We start from the raw sequence: 14,418 nt of genomic DNA, 5'->3' as shown, positions 1-14,418 counted from the left end.
GTCCAAGGGGGCTTTGCACGTACGGTTAAGGCGGCATAGATGGCGCCCACTCAATAGAGGATGCATGCGAGGCTACGGGCTTGAAGAGACTGTCGACCGTCATCTGGAAGGATTCCATCGACGTATGGTCGCTACTGGCCAGCGGTGCTAGTGTTCGAACCACAACCGACACCTCTTCACGCAGGGAAAGCCATGCGATCACTCGGAATACGCGCTGAGCCTAAAAAGGCGACGTTCGTCATCTACGACGATGAAACGAAGCAAATCATGAACGTCGAGTCCTTGATAATCCCCCAGATCCTGAACAAGCCAGAGCAGCTCAAGTTTGCTCGTCACAGCATCCTCGACATCCTTCGGGAGTATGAGGTTGACGTAGCTGGCATCCGGGTCGCAGAAGGCAACTCTCAGAACCAAGATGCTGACCGGCTTTATCTGGAGGCCGTCTTCATGGAGTCATTCGCAAGCAGCAGCATCAAAAGCTACTTTGTGGGCCGCAAGACCAGCATCAGCGCGCGCCTCGGCATCACCGCAGCGGAGTTTGCCTCGATCGTGAAGTGCGAGACTGACCTTGATGACGTGGATGGCTGGCCAGCTGGCAAGGCTCAAGCTGTCCGAGAGGCAATCCTCGTTGCGGTAGGAGCCACCCGATGATGATTCCGTACCAAACGGCCCAGGTTTCGTTCCAGAAAAAGCAACGAATCGGCGAGCATGGTGAGAACTCCGAGGTCTATGTCGTCCATGATGAACACTTGGATGCCGAACTGGTTGTGAAGCAAGTCAAGACTGATGGCTTCAACGAAGAGCGGTTCCTGCTCGAGGCGCAGCTCCTTTACAAGAGCGTGCACCCCAACGTCGTACAGGTGCTGTACGCCTGTAAGGATGCTCAAAACATCTACATTGCCATGCCGTATTACAGCAGAGGATCCCTTCACCAGGTAATAGAGGCGGAAGGGCTGACCTGCAGGCAGCTCATACGCTACTCCATCCAATTCCTGAGCGGCCTCAACAACATTCACTCCAAGGGGCTGCTCCATTTCGACATCAAGCCTGACAACATCCTGATCTCTGACACAGATGAAGCACTCCTGTCAGATTTTGGGTTCGCCAAGAATATGGATGACGATGGCTTCGCCACCCCCGAAGCCACCTACCGTCTCCATCTTCCGCCCGAGAGCTCGGCTACCCGGGACTTCAACAACAGCGCAGACATCTATCAAGTCGGGCTGACGCTGTACCGTCTGCTTGTGGGATTAGAATCCCTGCAGCGACAGCGAGATTCCTACAAGCTTGGTGCCGAGCTTATTCGTGCACAGCGCACAGAAACCTATCCAGACCTCACTCAGCTGCCGCGCCATGTCCCGAAAAAGCTGAAGACCATTATCAAGAAGTGCTTGAAGTTCGACCCTGACAAGCGGTATCAATCAGTGATGGAGCTACTGAATGAGTTGTCGTCAATCGAGGATTTGGGTCTGGATTGGCGGTTTTCCACAGACGGGAACGCCCAGCGCTGGGAAAGCATTTCGTCGGATGGAACATCGCTTTTGGTAGAGGTGGCCGATAATGGCCAGTGTGTCGCATCGAAAAAGACGGCTGGTGGCGCATATCGCAAGAAGCCCAAGCTCTGCGAAGACAATGTAACCCCGGAGCGGATTCATGAAATCCTCATGTCATCAGAGTGGTAAGCCTACAGGCAGGAAGGAAGGGGATGGTTACCTGACCAGATCCCAGATTTCCACAGGACGCAGCCAGACAAGTTCTGGTCGCGTTCGCTCGTCTGTTCCGCTGGTCGACGTGGATGACCTTCTGGGCGAGTCCCGAGTCATCTATCACCGCCGATAGTCACCAAGGCCCGTGCGATTGTCACTCGCGGGCCTTTCTCCTACGTCCATCCCATCGCCATAACTCGCCCTTGCTTGATCGTTTCTTCCCGAAGGGGCTTCCGGCAGGACGGGGTGGAAAATCCTTTTTCGACGACTACCCCCTCGCAGCATCCCATGGCAAGCCATATCAGGTGAGGGCAATCCTGTCCTTCAAAGCGCAGATCCCTCATCAAGTGCCTTGTTGATCCTGTTCTGTAGGTCGTCAGCAAAAGCTCGAACGACGAGCATCGCGTTACGAACTTCTTCCACAGTGAGGTCAATCGGTTCGTCTCTTACAGTCTTGCCGTTGCGATGGACTATGTCATGACGCTTGCTGCAGATACGTGCGATTGGGGCAATCTTCAAGCCGTCCATGTGCTCGGCGAACATTGCATCCAGGATCTGCTTGATCGTGGCGACATTGTGAAACGTCAGCTCAGACAGGGTCTGTTGAGCGATGCTTTCCATTACCTTAGGTTGCTCTGCGATTTCCTTGAGGGTGATGGTCTTTGCGCTCAGCTTTTCATACCCGGCGACCAGGTTGGTCAACAGCCGAGCATCCTTCACGATCAAGTGGCGCACTACCGAGCTGATCAACTCCTCCATGAGTGTGATGATATGGGCGTAGACAAGCTTGCTGAGGGTATCGGCGTGGATGGCGGAGTGCCTACATTCAGCAAGCTGGAAGCCGTCGCGAGCTCGTTCGCGAACAGCAGGAAAAACTCACTGTGGGTATGCCGATTCAACCATTGGTATTCGGCCTCCTCAGCCTCAAGCATGGCGGAGTACTCGCCGGCCAGATCCTCCCAAGCATCGGGGTGCTCATCTGGATCTATCTCGATTCCATACTGTTCCCGAATCCATGCAATGCAATTTTCCTGCTGCTTCTCGAAGTAGTATTCCTTGATCGAGCTCATGTGTGTCTTGTCTTTGTGACAACCATGGGACGCCGTCATAGGCGCGGAATTCGTATGCGGGCTGCAGTGAGACGAACGAACAGTTGGCTCCGTTAGCCTCTCCGTGTTCATCCCTAGCCTCTATAGGCTAGTAGCTTGCCACCATTTTGCGAAAGGCCTGGCGTCTACACCGCTTTTGTGTCAGCCAGGCACAATATGGTGTGTTTCTATTTGTGATTTTGCGTACATCTTGTGTTTTTCGTTTCGCTTGCTAGGCTTCAAGTACGTTTTCTACACATCGAGGTGGGACATGGCAGGCAAAGGAAAAAATCAGCACGTAGTAAAGCGGGATAAGGGGTGGGCGGTATTAGGGGAGGGCAACACCAGGGACACCTCTCATCACCCAACGCAGAAAGAGGCCGCTGAGGCTGCGCGTGAGATTGCCCGGAATCAGAAAAGCGAGGTGCTGATCCACGGGAAGGACAACAAAATCCGAGCTCGAGACTCCTACGGCAATGATCCGCATCCGCCGGAGGGCTGAGTATCCTCTTCCGAGGTAGGGGGAGGCCTGTCAAATGGCCTAGCTGTCCAATTTGAGGTTGCCCACCTCGGAGACGTATGCTCCACCCCCTCCCTTAAAACTAATCATCCTGATGCGCAGCCACGTGGTTACTGAAGTCAGTTGCTATGACTTGATATGATCCGTCGGTTACCAAACAGGGAGAGTAGCGGTGAGTTGGCGGGAAAAGCATGAGGCTTTGCAGGGCTGGCTTACGCCGCGACGTCAGCGCGGCATAGCCTTCACCCTACTGGCCATGTGGGGTGGGCTTACGGTGATATCTCCTGCGAACATCTGATTTGGTTGGCAATTGCCGGGGCGCCCATTCTGGTAGCGGCTGGGTTCCGAATTCCTTCAGCAACTGATGATGAAGGGATTAACTGGTAGTATATATATTATAATTGTCTGGGCTAAAGTGCATGGATTTGACGGTTGAGAGTAAAAATACGCATAGAGCATTTCCTGCTTCTGCTGAATTGGTAATATGGCTAATAGTTCCTTTTGCGCTAATAATGCGGATTATAATGTTCCTTCCGTTTGACTCGAGTGCAATTAAATATCTCTTGGGTGATTTTTATTGGGATGTGATAATCTCAACGTTCTTGATTGTATTTCCAGTTTTTTTCAGGCAGATTTTTGCGAGCTTCCCTTTGGACTTTCTTCTCAAAGGAAAAGTCTCCGGTTATCAGTCGATGGTTCATGTCGGTGGTGACTACTACGCGTCCGCGGCTGTGGTAGGTGAGGCGGATATTGAAAGTCGTAAGGGAACCGAATTTTCCAATGGAAACGAGCTCCTATATTTTCACGCTGAAAGCTCACGCGGTTTAGCGAAGGGTATGTATGGAAGGTCGGGAGTATACCTGCTGCTCGGAGTGTTTGTGGCATTCTCAGGGCTGGTTTTTTTCTATACTCAGACTGCCGCGCTTAATGTGTCGACTGATGTTGGCAATCTTTTGCTGTTATTGGCGCCAAAATTTGGGATATTATTTTTTATTGAGTTCGTTGCTTTCTTCTTTCTACGCCAATATCGATCGGCTCTGGATGAGTTTCGTTACTACGAGTCGATCGCAAGGAGGCGTGAGGAGGTACGCGCTCTAATTATACTGTCGGCTGAATCTCAACAAAAAATCGAGCTCATGGATCTTATCAAAAACGATTCCTATTTTTCCAAAGTGTCGGCGCTTGAGAAAGATCAGTCAACTGAGATCCTTGAGGCAAGAAAGCTAGAGAAAGGTGAGCTTGAGCTTTTAGAAAAAGTGGTCGATACCCTTGCCAAAATGAAGCGCTAAAGGGCACAGTTTTTTCGATTTTAGTTCACGCGTCTTGCTTAACTGGTCGAGTCGAGATTCAGCCGCATTCGCGGCGAGGGTGTACGCATGGCGGAAGCTAGCTTCTTAATCATGACGTCCACCTAACGCAGTTTTGTGGACGCTAGCGGCAAAGGTATGTGCTGCCGACGGCGGTTTAAGTCGATTACCGTTTTGTGTCGCTGCTACGGATTCGAACGAGCCGCCTATACCTTTGCTCCATCAGGCTTCCTATCAGGATCGTTGAAAGATGTTCAGGAAAATAAAGCCCTGCCATTCAAAGCCAGGGGACGCTCGTGCCTCCTCGTGTCCCAGCTCTGGAGTGCTGGTGTATTCGATCCTCATCAGTCGTGCTAGGCTGGAACGTTCTGCCAGGCAGGGCAAGCACGCATGAGCGCGCTTCATCAGCCCCCGAACACCTCAATGAGCAGAAGCCGTCGCAAAACCCCGATCCGGGGCATTACCTCCGCTGAAAGCGAGCATTTTGACAAGCAAACATGGCACCGCAGCTATCGGATTGCCGTACGCCGTCAGCTCGCTAAAGACCCTGATTCTGAGCTCCCACATCTGCGTGATTTCTTTAATCCTTGGTGCATGGCCAAGGATGGCAAACGCTATTTTGGGTTGAGCCAACGCGATGAGAAGTCTTTGAGAAAATGATCCCAATCACTGGCCTAGCCGAGCAGTGGTGAGTTGGCTGTATCAGGATCGAATTGGAGCGCCCCTTTGTTGAAGCAATGGGTGGTGCCGAGCCCCGGTCAGCGTCCGTCTCGCTGACAGCTCGACTCGTTTAGCTTTGACAGCGACTTGGAGGACGATGACGATCTGGTTTAACAAGCTGCCGGCTTTCCTATGTGTGGGCAATCCCTAGCCAGGCAGCAAGCGGGGCCCGCAGGTGGAAGCAGGCTGTCGATGGCCCTGTGAGCGATGTCATGTGTATTTCGCCAATACGGGCTCGAAGAGGCCGCCTACGCTTTCTGCGCAGGGGGGGCGTGTATCTGAGGCGTCCTTGCGAACAAGGTGGTGAAGAAGGGCTAGTCCATACCAGCCCTTTGCTCAGAGGTGTTTGGTCTTGGTCGTTGCCTCTCGTACCCGCGCAACCTCAAAGTCTTTCTGTACCAGCTCTTTCAGGAGCTTCAACTCCTTTTTGTATTCCACCACCGACAAACCTTCTTCCAAGCGTCGAGTTAGCTCGGCTTCGCGTTCGAAGTAGGCATCCATTGCGCGCTGCATGTGAACAGTATTTACAGTCTCTGCGTAGTCCGCTGATGCCGCTAGGGCTAAGTGCAGATAAGTGTTAATCGACTTTGTGTCCAGATGCCCAGTCCACTGTGTCACCTGAGCTTTAAAAATCTCGGTATCTAGCAGGTTGCGCCTGAACTCATCTTCGTTCGTAATCTGATGCGTACGGATAAGATCTATGAAAAGCTTTGTAATAAAGCGGTGTCTGAACATGTGTGGGAAAATAGGTGTCTCAATTCCGGATGCTACTTTTAGTTTCTCGATTTCATTGTATAGGTATTTACTTGATAGCGGTCGGCCATTTCTCTCGGAGACGAAGAAGCGTCGATGGTCTGTGCCATCTTTGTATTTTTTCTTCATGATATCGTTACGCTGCCTTTCCACATAGTTGTTCAAGTGGTGAAGAAGCGTGGGTAGAACGGGTACCTCCCTAAAGCTAAGTACGCCGTGCTGCTTTAAGGTGGTTAGTCTCAGTGTGGGGTTTTTTAGTTTTTTTGCGGCTTTAATATCATCTATTGTAAGCTGTTCAATTTCTGAGCGTCGTGCCCCAGTGTCAGTTAGTAAATCAATAAGCAGCGATCGTCTTACTTTGACGAACAGAGACGATTTTTCTTTTCGAGCAGTATCTCTAAGAAGCGCTATCTGCTCAGCTGTAATTGGGTTTATCTTCTTTTTTCGTGAGGGAGGGCCAAAGGAGTGATGTGATAAGTATGTCTCGGTTCTTATTTGGCCTAGTTTATCCTTGTGTCGGTATGTTTTCTCTATAGCTCGAATCCTGCCTTCGGGTGCCACAAAATTGGGATAGCCATGCAGTCGGCCGACAACTCCCAGAAAATCAAGCCATACGCGACCTATCTCGGAAATGGTATCCTCGTTTCGCTTCGGTTCGCTCGGGCTTCCTGGTGACCGCTCTTCCCGTAACTCAGTAATGTAGTCTGTGAAATCGCCATCTGTTAGCATTATCGGATCTATTTTGTCGTGGTAGCACCGACGTAATAGTTGACTCAAACTTGCAGCATAAACCCCCATCGTACCGCCGTCCTGCCCTGAACGAGATAGACCGCGCTTTGATCCGCGGCCCTTCCTGTTGAAGAGGCTGAGCATATAGAGGTTTCCGATGATGCACGGAGATCCATTCGGCCAATTCATAAAAGGGATGTTAGTTGCATCCCGTAAACTTGTACGGCCGTCAGAATAGTGACTGAAGGTATCAAACTCGCCCAGCAAGCTATAGAGCTTGTGCGTCGACCGCTCCTTATTCTTTTTTGCGGTAGTCATTGATGTCAGCCACTGTATTGGATGAGACCTTGGGCAGCGGTGTCTCGGTGAGATTGAAAGGAGGAATGCACAGACTGGTGATGGATAACAGGCTAGCAATCGCGTCAGACGACCATTTTTCTATGAGCTTGAAATCCTTGGCATCACGGAGGTCTCGGAAATTTCCGAGCGCATCCTGGAGTCCTCGGAGCAGTAGGTAGTTCGTCTGGCGCAGCATTTCCAGCTCTGACTCAACGTCTTGAACCTTGAGGCTTAGCCCTGACTTGGTGCGCTTGTTACTCTTGGCCTTCTTGCGCTCCTCCCGCTCAAACGCCTCGATAGCCTTCATTCGCAGGGCGTTGAGGCTGTTGAAGCCACCGATCAGACACTCATCGCTGTATTTTTTCAGCGTATTGAGACTAGTTGGAATGGTACTGGTGGCTGGTTCCCCACCGGCACTCACAACGCGATCCAGCGAAGCCAGGCCAGCCTGGCTATTGAGGGCACTCCGCAGCTCTGCATCCGCGACGAAATCGCTCGGCTTGGTGATCACTTGGGCAAGAAGGCGCTCAAGAGCCAAGACTCCCGCCTTGGCTACGTCGCTACGTGAGGGGCGATCTGTCATGCTGCGACTCCATGCTTGAGGCGTGCTACCACTTTCATGTGTTCACCCATAGCATCAGTGAAGAACACAGGCGCAATTTCGACCATGCCCTCGTTAATCTTGTCAGTGATATAGTCTTCCAATTCAGAGCTCGGAATCAACCCGAAATCGTCAGTGCCATATCGCTCCTTGAGCATCTCAGCTAGTACTGTGAAGTTTTCAATATTGCCGACGTGAATGTTTTCAGCTGCAAACTGAGCAGCAGCAGAATTGAGTAATGCGCCATCTGTACTTTCAGTTATGTAATTGTAGACGTGCTGGAGGCTGGCATGCCCAAGCATCCACCGAAGAGTGTCGAGACTGGAGAAGCTTCCGCAATAGAAAAACAACATCGCAAAGAAGCGGCGCATTTGGTGCTGTCGCAGATACCAGCGCTGACCTTCATCGGTTACGTCCGTTTCAAAGTAATCGCAGAATATGTCAAGGTTGCGATTGTAACCGTTGCTACTCGAATCGATGAACTCTCGCGTCCCACGCATTTGCGGTAATGCAAATAGTGTCTTATATGACTTGATGTAGCCGATTTTTAGCAAGACCTTTTGCATCTTGATCAGGTTTTTGATCATGTCGACAGCGATGGGCTCGATTGGACGAGCTTCTGTTCGGCGCAGACCAAATAGGTGCCTGGTACTCTTGCCGTTACCGAACAGTAGCCATTCTTCAGTCTCGTCTAAACATTTATCAGCTTTCAACGAATACAGCTCGCTGACGCGCCTTGCCATGAGTATGCCGATAGTGAGCTGGATGCTCCCAACGTAAGCGGCCAGAAGGTCGTACAGACCTACGTTTGACCTTAGGTTCGAATAGAAGTCTTCCTTGTCGCCCTTGATAGACTCGCGCAGGGTCTTGGTGTCGATGATCCGGGCGCTCAAAGAGAGACGTGAAACGCCAAGGTTAACCAGGTAAGGGCCAACGATGTGTCTGACCTCTGCCTCGGAAAGCGTAGAGGGATTCACACCGCGCTTTTGGCATTCGATAGCGATACGACAGAAGCCTTTGATGATCTCCGAGCCATGCTCAATGTGCAGCTCAATCGCATTGCGCAGGGACGTGAACACCAGATCCGACGGCACGGTACGGAATCGTCCTTTGGTGCCAAGCTCAGGGGTGAAGCAATCTGCTTCTTTCAGTGCTTTGAACGTAGGCGCCGGCAGGCCGATTTCGTGGAGCGTGCCGAGGTTATACACAGCGCTTCTGTAGGTGAAGAACGTCTGGTCACGCATTAGCTCAAGCGCACCCGTATTTGTTCGAACTCCTGGGTATTCTCGGGTGAAGAGTGACGTATCGTCATTGAACCCAAGGATAGAGTGAACTGGCTTGAACTGGTTTTTACCCCACAGCACATTCGGGTATAGGATGGCCGAAAGCCTGATTGTGTTTGGTTGATGGCCATACTCGACCTGCGGTGTGCCGTACAGCCCTCGGATGTAGAGCGCAGCACGGATCGGTGGAATCAATTCGTGAGCGATGCCTAACTCGTCGTCATCCTTCTGCTCGTTAGTAATGATGAGCAGCTGTGGACGCTCTTTGAGCACGCTGAGAATTTCCATCTCGCTCGTGTCTGCCAAGATGCTGTGGCAGAACTCCCGCAGCGTCGGCGTCCAGTTGTACACCGATTCTGCGCTGGAAGGCGTCTTGGAGAAGGTCTCGAGCATCTCGATGAGATTGCCCCCTGTAAGACCCGCTAGGCCGTACGTGGAAAGCTGGTAGCGCTTGTCGTTGATCAGCAAGAAGTCAATGATCTGACAAGCTCTGCCGAACTGCTTTGCTTGCTGGCCTTCCAGCTCATTGGTAGTGCCTAGGTCAAAGTCGCGGCGGGTACTGGAAGTAAGGTAGTACTTGAACCCCAAGCAGAGGTCTTCGTTCTTCTTGTCAAGTAGAGAGCTGCCGTCAGCCAGCTTGATTTGCCAGTCCAGCTCTTTAGGACTCTTTTTGTAACCGAAGGAGTACTGCCACACCGGCGCATCGAAGTCGCTAAGCAGCCAGGGCGCTGTCTTGTACTCTTCACGCGGAGAGTTAAGCAGTGGGGACAGGAATTTCAGCTCAGGCGGCAGCAGCATAAATCAGGCTCTCCATTTGGGCAGCGTCAATCTGGGTTTTGGCAGTAGCCAAGTAGTCTTGAAGCTCGAACTCGTAACCTTCGGTGATCTCGTTGACGAGCAGCTTGGTCAATTGCGCCCAGTACATCGCTCTGGCGCAGATCTCGTCTTGACGTGTAGACTTCCGGACTGCCTCCTCAAGGGACAGGAGCGCAGTCAGAATCCCGACGTCGACAGAGATCATCACGCGGTCAGCACTGTCGTCGTTTGCCGCTTGTTTCGCGTTTTTCTTGCTTTTCTTTGTCGGGGCATCTTCATCTGTGCGCTCGCGTGCCGCACGATAGCCTTCCGGGTCGCGCATTGCTTCAGGGATATCTTTGAGCGCGTTGTTCTCAAGGAACTTGTGCAACTCTTCCATTGACTGGAAGTTCGACACTTTCAGCAGATGCTTGCTGTCTTTCATAGCGTGGCAGATGATCCCGCGCTGGAATGCCCTGATCCACCTCGTCTGGAAGAAGGCGAGGATTGGCTCAGGCAGATAGCTGCTCAGGAGATCAGGCGAAACGTTAGTGTGCCCTAACGCCGCCGCAGTTTCCGTCAGGCTGTTATTCTCGATATAGAGAAGTACCGCTCGCGTGGCTCTCAGGGACGTGATCGAGATCCTGCAGATGAACTCTTCGATTTCTTTCTTTGGCAGATCGATGAATTCGGCGAACTCTCCAGCCAAGTGCTGGTATCGAGTTTTTAATGTTCCACTGTTCCAGTTCGTGGGCATCATCTTAGTTGGGTACGTGATACCCCTGGAGCACTGTATAAATAATTGTCGCCACGCATCATCACCTTCTGCACGCAGGTAGTCGCGCAGCAGTTGAGTGCTGCGAATGATCTGCCGCACGCGAACAGCGTCCCGAGGTCTAAGCTTGATCTTGATCTCGCTGTGAGCTCCGCCTTTACGGTCTTTGTATCCAGTCAGCTGGTAATATCCGTCCAGTTTGATGAAGCCTGTCAGATTACCCTTCTTGTCGTACAGCTCAAAGTTATCCAAGAAAGACTGAGTAATGCACGGGTATTCATGCGTCAGAAGAATTTTAAACGGATATAGGTCGGTGGCGGACGGAATTTTTAAGAAGCTGTTGAGCATATCCCGGTTAATGATCTTCCCGAACCTCTTAGAGAAGTCTTTTTGGACGTAACCAAATCCGTGCTCTTTGACCGCAGCGCACACATCTTCGGGCTTGGCGTCCTCAGGCTGCGCATAAGTGGCATAGATAACTTTTTCTGGGATTCCCAACTGCGCTAGCCTATCCCGGGATTTTTGCGCGTTGGATGTTTGCCAAGCTATTTTGTTCGCCCATTTGTACAGCGCATTGTTGTCGGCCTTAATGCTCTTGAAAATGAGCTCAATTGCCTGGGTGTCGGTGAGATGATAAGGAATTTCGGTGATCAGTTTGACCTTGATCACTTCCCCCTTTGTGTTTTTCTTATTATTAGTATCCGCGCCTCGAACGTGTTGAATGCCCGGTTTCGGAATTGAGCCTGCATAAGGTTTTGCCCACACGCCAGATGCGAGCATTGTGGAGTTCACTAAGTTAATAAGGGCTGCGTATGCTTTTGTCGCGGTTGGAATGTCCATTCCGCGCTCGTGCTGATCGGTGAACCAGTGGAGCATGTACGCCAAGAAGACGCGCTTGATCTGAATCGGATCCTGGAACGTTTCGACAGGCCACGCTTGTGCGCGTTCTGAAATGTAGTTTAAGAAGCCGTTGAACTCAGAGCTCCGTGGGCGTCGCATTTTAAGAAAATGCTGACGGATGCACCTATATATTTCTTCGGCAAACTGAGGCCCATGCGAAATCCATACGTTAGGTATCGCTAAGTACGATGTTTTTCCCGTGATATCAGAGAGGGGCCAGCCGTTCCAGAATCTCACGGCAAGCGGGTCAAGATTGTCTTTGATTGATACCCAGTATTTCTCATTAAACTTCGGCCAGCCGTCGCGGCCGCCGTTCGCTTCAAAGGTATGGAGCAGCGGGATTTCTTTAGCCATCTCGCGCAGCATGCGCACGAATTCACGAGCGTAGCTGTTGCAAAGCGGTCGCGTGACGTCGATGAAGGTAGGGTCGTACAGAGATCCAAGGAAGCCACGGACGGTTCGCTCGAAGCTCGGAGAGGAGAGGCCGACGTAGGTGATGGAGCTGCCGGTGATGTTGCAGTAGGCGTCAAAGATCTTGATCAGCTGGCCCATCCCGGCGAGCGCGATTGGCTCGTAGGAGCGGTGCATGAGCTCAAGGACGTCATGGGGCAGGGTGGTGAACGGGTAGTTCACCAAAGCCAGCGATCCTTTGAGAATTGTCAGATTTTCCATGAGGCTCTTGCTCGTCTGTAAGGCGCGTGATATCTATAGTCTGGCAAATTTGACAAGGCTGTGTAAATGACAAAATTCACGAGCGCAGCCTGGATGCCGACCTGGCCCTGGCGCTGAGTCTCAATGGCCGGGAACTGCTGCGCGACGATCCGCCGCTGAAAATTCTGCTGATGTCCGCAACCCTGGAGGGCGAGCGCCTGTCCCGGCTGCTCGACGACGCGCCGGTGATCAGCAGCGAAGGCCGCATGTACCCGGTTGATATTCGTTGGGGCCGGCCGTTCCAGCCTGGGGAATTCATCGAGCCACGGGTGGTGGACAGCGTGCTGCAGGCCTTGGCCGATCAACCCGGCAGTGTGCTGGTGTTCCTCCCAGGCCAGGCTGAGATCCGCAGGGTTCACCAACGTTTGCAGGAATCATTGGCCGAGCGCCCGGACATTCTGCTGTGCCCCTTGCATGGCGAACTCGACCTCAATGCCCAGCGTGCCGCCATCGATCCGGCGCCCCAGGGCCTGCGCAAGGTCGTGCTGGCCACAAACATCGCCGAGACCAGCCTGACCATCGACGGCGTGCGCGTGGTCATCGATGCCGGCCTTGCCCGGGTACCGCGTTTCGACCCCGGCAGCGGCATGACGCGCCTGGACACCCAGCGCATCTCCCGTGCCAGCGCCACCCAGCGGGCTGGCCGTGCCGGGCGCCTGGAGCCGGGCGTGTGCTACCGCTTGTGGTCAGAGGCGCAGCACGACCAGCTGGCAGCACATGGCAGTGCCGAAATCCTCCAGGCAGACCTTGTGGGCCTGGCGTTGCAGCTTGGCCGATGGGGTGTTACGCCGGACCAGTTGCGTTGGCTGGATCAGCCTCCAGCGGCGGCATTTTCCCAGGCGCAGGACCTGCTGGCGCGGCTTGGCGCTTTCAAGCTGGGCAGCCGCGACAACCTCAGTGAACACGGCCAGGCCATGGCCGAGCTTCCGGCTCACCCGCGTATCGCTCACCTGCTACTGCGCGGCCAGGACCTGGGCTTGGCCGCGATGGCTTGCGATGTTGCCGCCTTGTTGGGCGAGCGCGACATCCAGCGCGCAGGTGGCGCCGACCTGCATAGCCGGCTGGCACTGATCAGCGGCGACAGCCAGGTCAGCCGTGGCGGCCAGGGCGGTGTGCAGCGTGCCCGGCAGTTGGCCCGCCAGTATCGGGGGCTGTTGCGCGGCAAGGCCGGTGCGGCGGTTGCCGATCCTGAGCATCCACGTTGGCTCGGCGCCCTGCTGGCGTTGGCCTATCCCGACCGGGTTGCCCAGCAGCGTCGCGAAGGCGGGGCCGAGTACCGCCTGGCCAACGGCCGTGCTGCTTTGTTCGCCGAGGCCGATGCGCTGATGAAATGCCCGTGGTTGGTCATCGCCGACTTGGGCAGCCGTCAGGGGCAGCGGGAAGAGCGGATTTACCTGGCTGCCGAATTCGACCCGGCGCTGCTCGACGATGTGCTGGCCGAACAGGTCGAGCGCGTCGACATTCTCGACTGGGACGAGCGCGGGCAGGTGTTGCGTGCCGAGCGTCAGACCAAGGTCGGCGAACTGGTACTCAGCCGTGAACCGTTGCCTGGGCTGGATGATGACGCCCGCGCCAGGGCACTGCTAGGCCTGGTGCGGCGCAAAGGCCTGAACCTGCTGAGCTGGACGCCAGAGCTACGCCAGTGGCAGGCGCGCATAGCGCTGTTGCGCCAGCTTGACCTGGAAAAAGACGGCCATAGCGAGTGGCCCGACCTAAGCGACGAGGCGCTACTGGCCAGCCTGGAGCACTGGCTGCAGCCTTATCTGGGCAAAGTGTCCCGGCTGAGCCATTTCGCCGCCCTGGACCTGCCTTCGATCTTGCGTAATCTGTTGCCCTGGCCGCTGCCCCAGCGCCTGGACGAATGGGCGCCAGCGCACCTGGCTGTGCCGTCGGGCTCCAGTATCCGCCTCGACTACAGTGAAAACCCGCCGATCCTCGCCGTGCGCCTGCAAGAGCTGTTCGGCCTGGCTGACACGCCGCGCATCGCCCAAGGTCGCCAGCAGGTCAAGCTGCACCTGCTGTCGCCAGCGCGGCGGCCAGTGCAGGTGACGCAGGATTTGGCCAACTTCTGGCGCACCACCTATGCAGAGGTGAAGAAGGACCTCAAGGGTAGATACCCCAAGCATTACTGGCCGGACGACCCGCTGGTGGCGGAGGCCACCGCGCGGGCCAAACCGCGCGGTACCTGACT

The 14,418-nt window shown here is 53.9% G+C and carries 11 protein-coding genes and 1 pseudogene; 6 read left to right on the top strand and 6 right to left on the bottom strand.

All coding sequences use genetic code 11. From position 1 onward, the window contains the following. The first annotated feature begins 267 nt into the window (after window positions 1-267). Window positions 268-651 (top strand): hypothetical protein, encoded by a 384-nt coding sequence (locus tag ACMGGN_RS19050; RefSeq protein ID WP_414156198.1) that lies wholly within the window; start codon window positions 268-270, stop codon window positions 649-651. Further along, window positions 648-1,682 (top strand): serine/threonine-protein kinase, encoded by a 1,035-nt coding sequence (locus ACMGGN_RS19045; protein ID WP_241791463.1) that lies wholly within the window; start codon window positions 648-650, stop codon window positions 1,680-1,682. Before ACMGGN_RS19050 ends, ACMGGN_RS19045 begins: the two co-directional genes overlap by 4 nt. 348 nt (window positions 1,683-2,030) lie before the next feature. Here ACMGGN_RS19045 and ACMGGN_RS19040 read toward each other — a convergent pair whose 3' ends face one another. Beyond that, on the bottom strand, window positions 2,031-2,408 hold the full coding sequence (locus ACMGGN_RS19040) for a hypothetical protein (protein ID WP_414156197.1): 378 nt from the start codon (window positions 2,406-2,408) through the stop codon (window positions 2,031-2,033). A 44-nt stretch (window positions 2,409-2,452) separates the two neighbouring features. Further along, complete coding sequence (locus ACMGGN_RS19035; RefSeq protein ID WP_414156196.1) at window positions 2,453-2,776, bottom strand: hypothetical protein; 324 nt, start codon at window positions 2,774-2,776, stop codon at window positions 2,453-2,455. Between the two features lie 289 nt (window positions 2,777-3,065). Here ACMGGN_RS19035 and ACMGGN_RS19030 point away from each other — a divergent pair, with 289 nt between their 5' ends. The 3 genes from ACMGGN_RS19030 (at window position 3,066) to ACMGGN_RS19020 (ending at window position 5,281) form a co-directional block, all read left to right on the top strand. Then, on the top strand, window positions 3,066-3,296 hold the full coding sequence (locus ACMGGN_RS19030) for a DUF2188 domain-containing protein (protein ID WP_016501733.1): 231 nt from the start codon (window positions 3,066-3,068) through the stop codon (window positions 3,294-3,296). A gap of 437 nt (window positions 3,297-3,733) precedes the next feature. Continuing rightward, window positions 3,734-4,603: a hypothetical protein gene (locus tag ACMGGN_RS19025; RefSeq protein WP_414156195.1), complete on the top strand. Its 870-nt coding sequence runs from the start codon at window positions 3,734-3,736 to the stop codon at window positions 4,601-4,603. 441 nt (window positions 4,604-5,044) lie between these two features. Further along, window positions 5,045-5,281: a hypothetical protein gene (locus ACMGGN_RS19020; RefSeq protein WP_414156194.1), complete on the top strand. Its 237-nt coding sequence runs from the start codon at window positions 5,045-5,047 to the stop codon at window positions 5,279-5,281. 396 nt (window positions 5,282-5,677) lie between these two features. On the opposite strand, the gene ACMGGN_RS19015 is transcribed toward ACMGGN_RS19020, so the two are convergent. Genes ACMGGN_RS19015 through ACMGGN_RS19000 form a run of 4 tightly spaced genes read right to left on the bottom strand, consistent with a single transcriptional unit; the run spans window position 5,678 to window position 12,188 of the window. Then, window positions 5,678-7,141: a tyrosine-type recombinase/integrase gene (locus ACMGGN_RS19015; RefSeq protein WP_414156193.1), complete on the bottom strand. Its 1,464-nt coding sequence runs from the start codon at window positions 7,139-7,141 to the stop codon at window positions 5,678-5,680. Then, complete coding sequence (locus tag ACMGGN_RS19010; RefSeq protein ID WP_414156192.1) at window positions 7,119-7,745, bottom strand: hypothetical protein; 627 nt, start codon at window positions 7,743-7,745, stop codon at window positions 7,119-7,121. The genes ACMGGN_RS19015 and ACMGGN_RS19010 overlap by 23 nt, the downstream gene beginning before the upstream one ends. Beyond that, window positions 7,742-9,844: an integrase gene (locus ACMGGN_RS19005; protein WP_414156191.1), complete on the bottom strand. Its 2,103-nt coding sequence runs from the start codon at window positions 9,842-9,844 to the stop codon at window positions 7,742-7,744. The genes ACMGGN_RS19010 and ACMGGN_RS19005 overlap by 4 nt, the downstream gene beginning before the upstream one ends. Then, window positions 9,828-12,188, bottom strand: a complete 2,361-nt coding sequence (locus tag ACMGGN_RS19000) for a hypothetical protein (RefSeq protein ID WP_414156190.1) — start codon at window positions 12,186-12,188, stop codon at window positions 9,828-9,830. The genes ACMGGN_RS19005 and ACMGGN_RS19000 overlap by 17 nt, the downstream gene beginning before the upstream one ends. 68 nt (window positions 12,189-12,256) lie before the next feature. Here ACMGGN_RS19000 and hrpB point away from each other — a divergent pair. Beyond that, window positions 12,257-14,416 (top strand): annotated as a pseudogene (gene hrpB / locus ACMGGN_RS18995) (ATP-dependent helicase HrpB); the annotation flags it as partial. Window positions 14,417-14,418: the final 2 nt, after the last annotated feature.

It is taken from the genome of Pseudomonas sp. BNK-30, from assembly GCF_047456185.1.
Classification (GTDB): domain Bacteria; phylum Pseudomonadota; class Gammaproteobacteria; order Pseudomonadales; family Pseudomonadaceae; genus Aquipseudomonas; species Aquipseudomonas putida_E.
Note: the sequence above shows the minus strand (reverse complement) of the source record. Positions and strands in the feature narration are given on the sequence as shown.

Bases quoted from the DNA above. Each gene is read 5' to 3' on its own strand.
- ACMGGN_RS19015 (WP_414156193.1), bottom strand. From the start codon at position 7,141: ATGACTACCGCAAAAAAGAATAAGGAGCGGTCGACGCACAAGCTCTAT.
- ACMGGN_RS19000 (WP_414156190.1), bottom strand. From the start codon at position 12,188: ATGGAAAATCTGACAATTCTCAAAGGATCGCTGGCTTTGGTGAACTAC.
- ACMGGN_RS19020 (WP_414156194.1), top strand. From the start codon at position 5,045: ATGAGCAGAAGCCGTCGCAAAACCCCGATCCGGGGCATTACCTCCGCT.
- ACMGGN_RS19045 (WP_241791463.1), top strand. From the start codon at position 648: ATGATGATTCCGTACCAAACGGCCCAGGTTTCGTTCCAGAAAAAGCAA.
- ACMGGN_RS19025 (WP_414156195.1), top strand. From the start codon at position 3,734: ATGGATTTGACGGTTGAGAGTAAAAATACGCATAGAGCATTTCCTGCT.
- ACMGGN_RS19035 (WP_414156196.1), bottom strand. From the start codon at position 2,776: ATGAGCTCGATCAAGGAATACTACTTCGAGAAGCAGCAGGAAAATTGC.
- ACMGGN_RS19005 (WP_414156191.1), bottom strand. From the start codon at position 9,844: ATGCTGCTGCCGCCTGAGCTGAAATTCCTGTCCCCACTGCTTAACTCT.
- ACMGGN_RS19050 (WP_414156198.1), top strand. From the start codon at position 268: ATGAACGTCGAGTCCTTGATAATCCCCCAGATCCTGAACAAGCCAGAG.
- ACMGGN_RS19010 (WP_414156192.1), bottom strand. From the start codon at position 7,745: ATGACAGATCGCCCCTCACGTAGCGACGTAGCCAAGGCGGGAGTCTTG.
- ACMGGN_RS19030 (WP_016501733.1), top strand. From the start codon at position 3,066: ATGGCAGGCAAAGGAAAAAATCAGCACGTAGTAAAGCGGGATAAGGGG.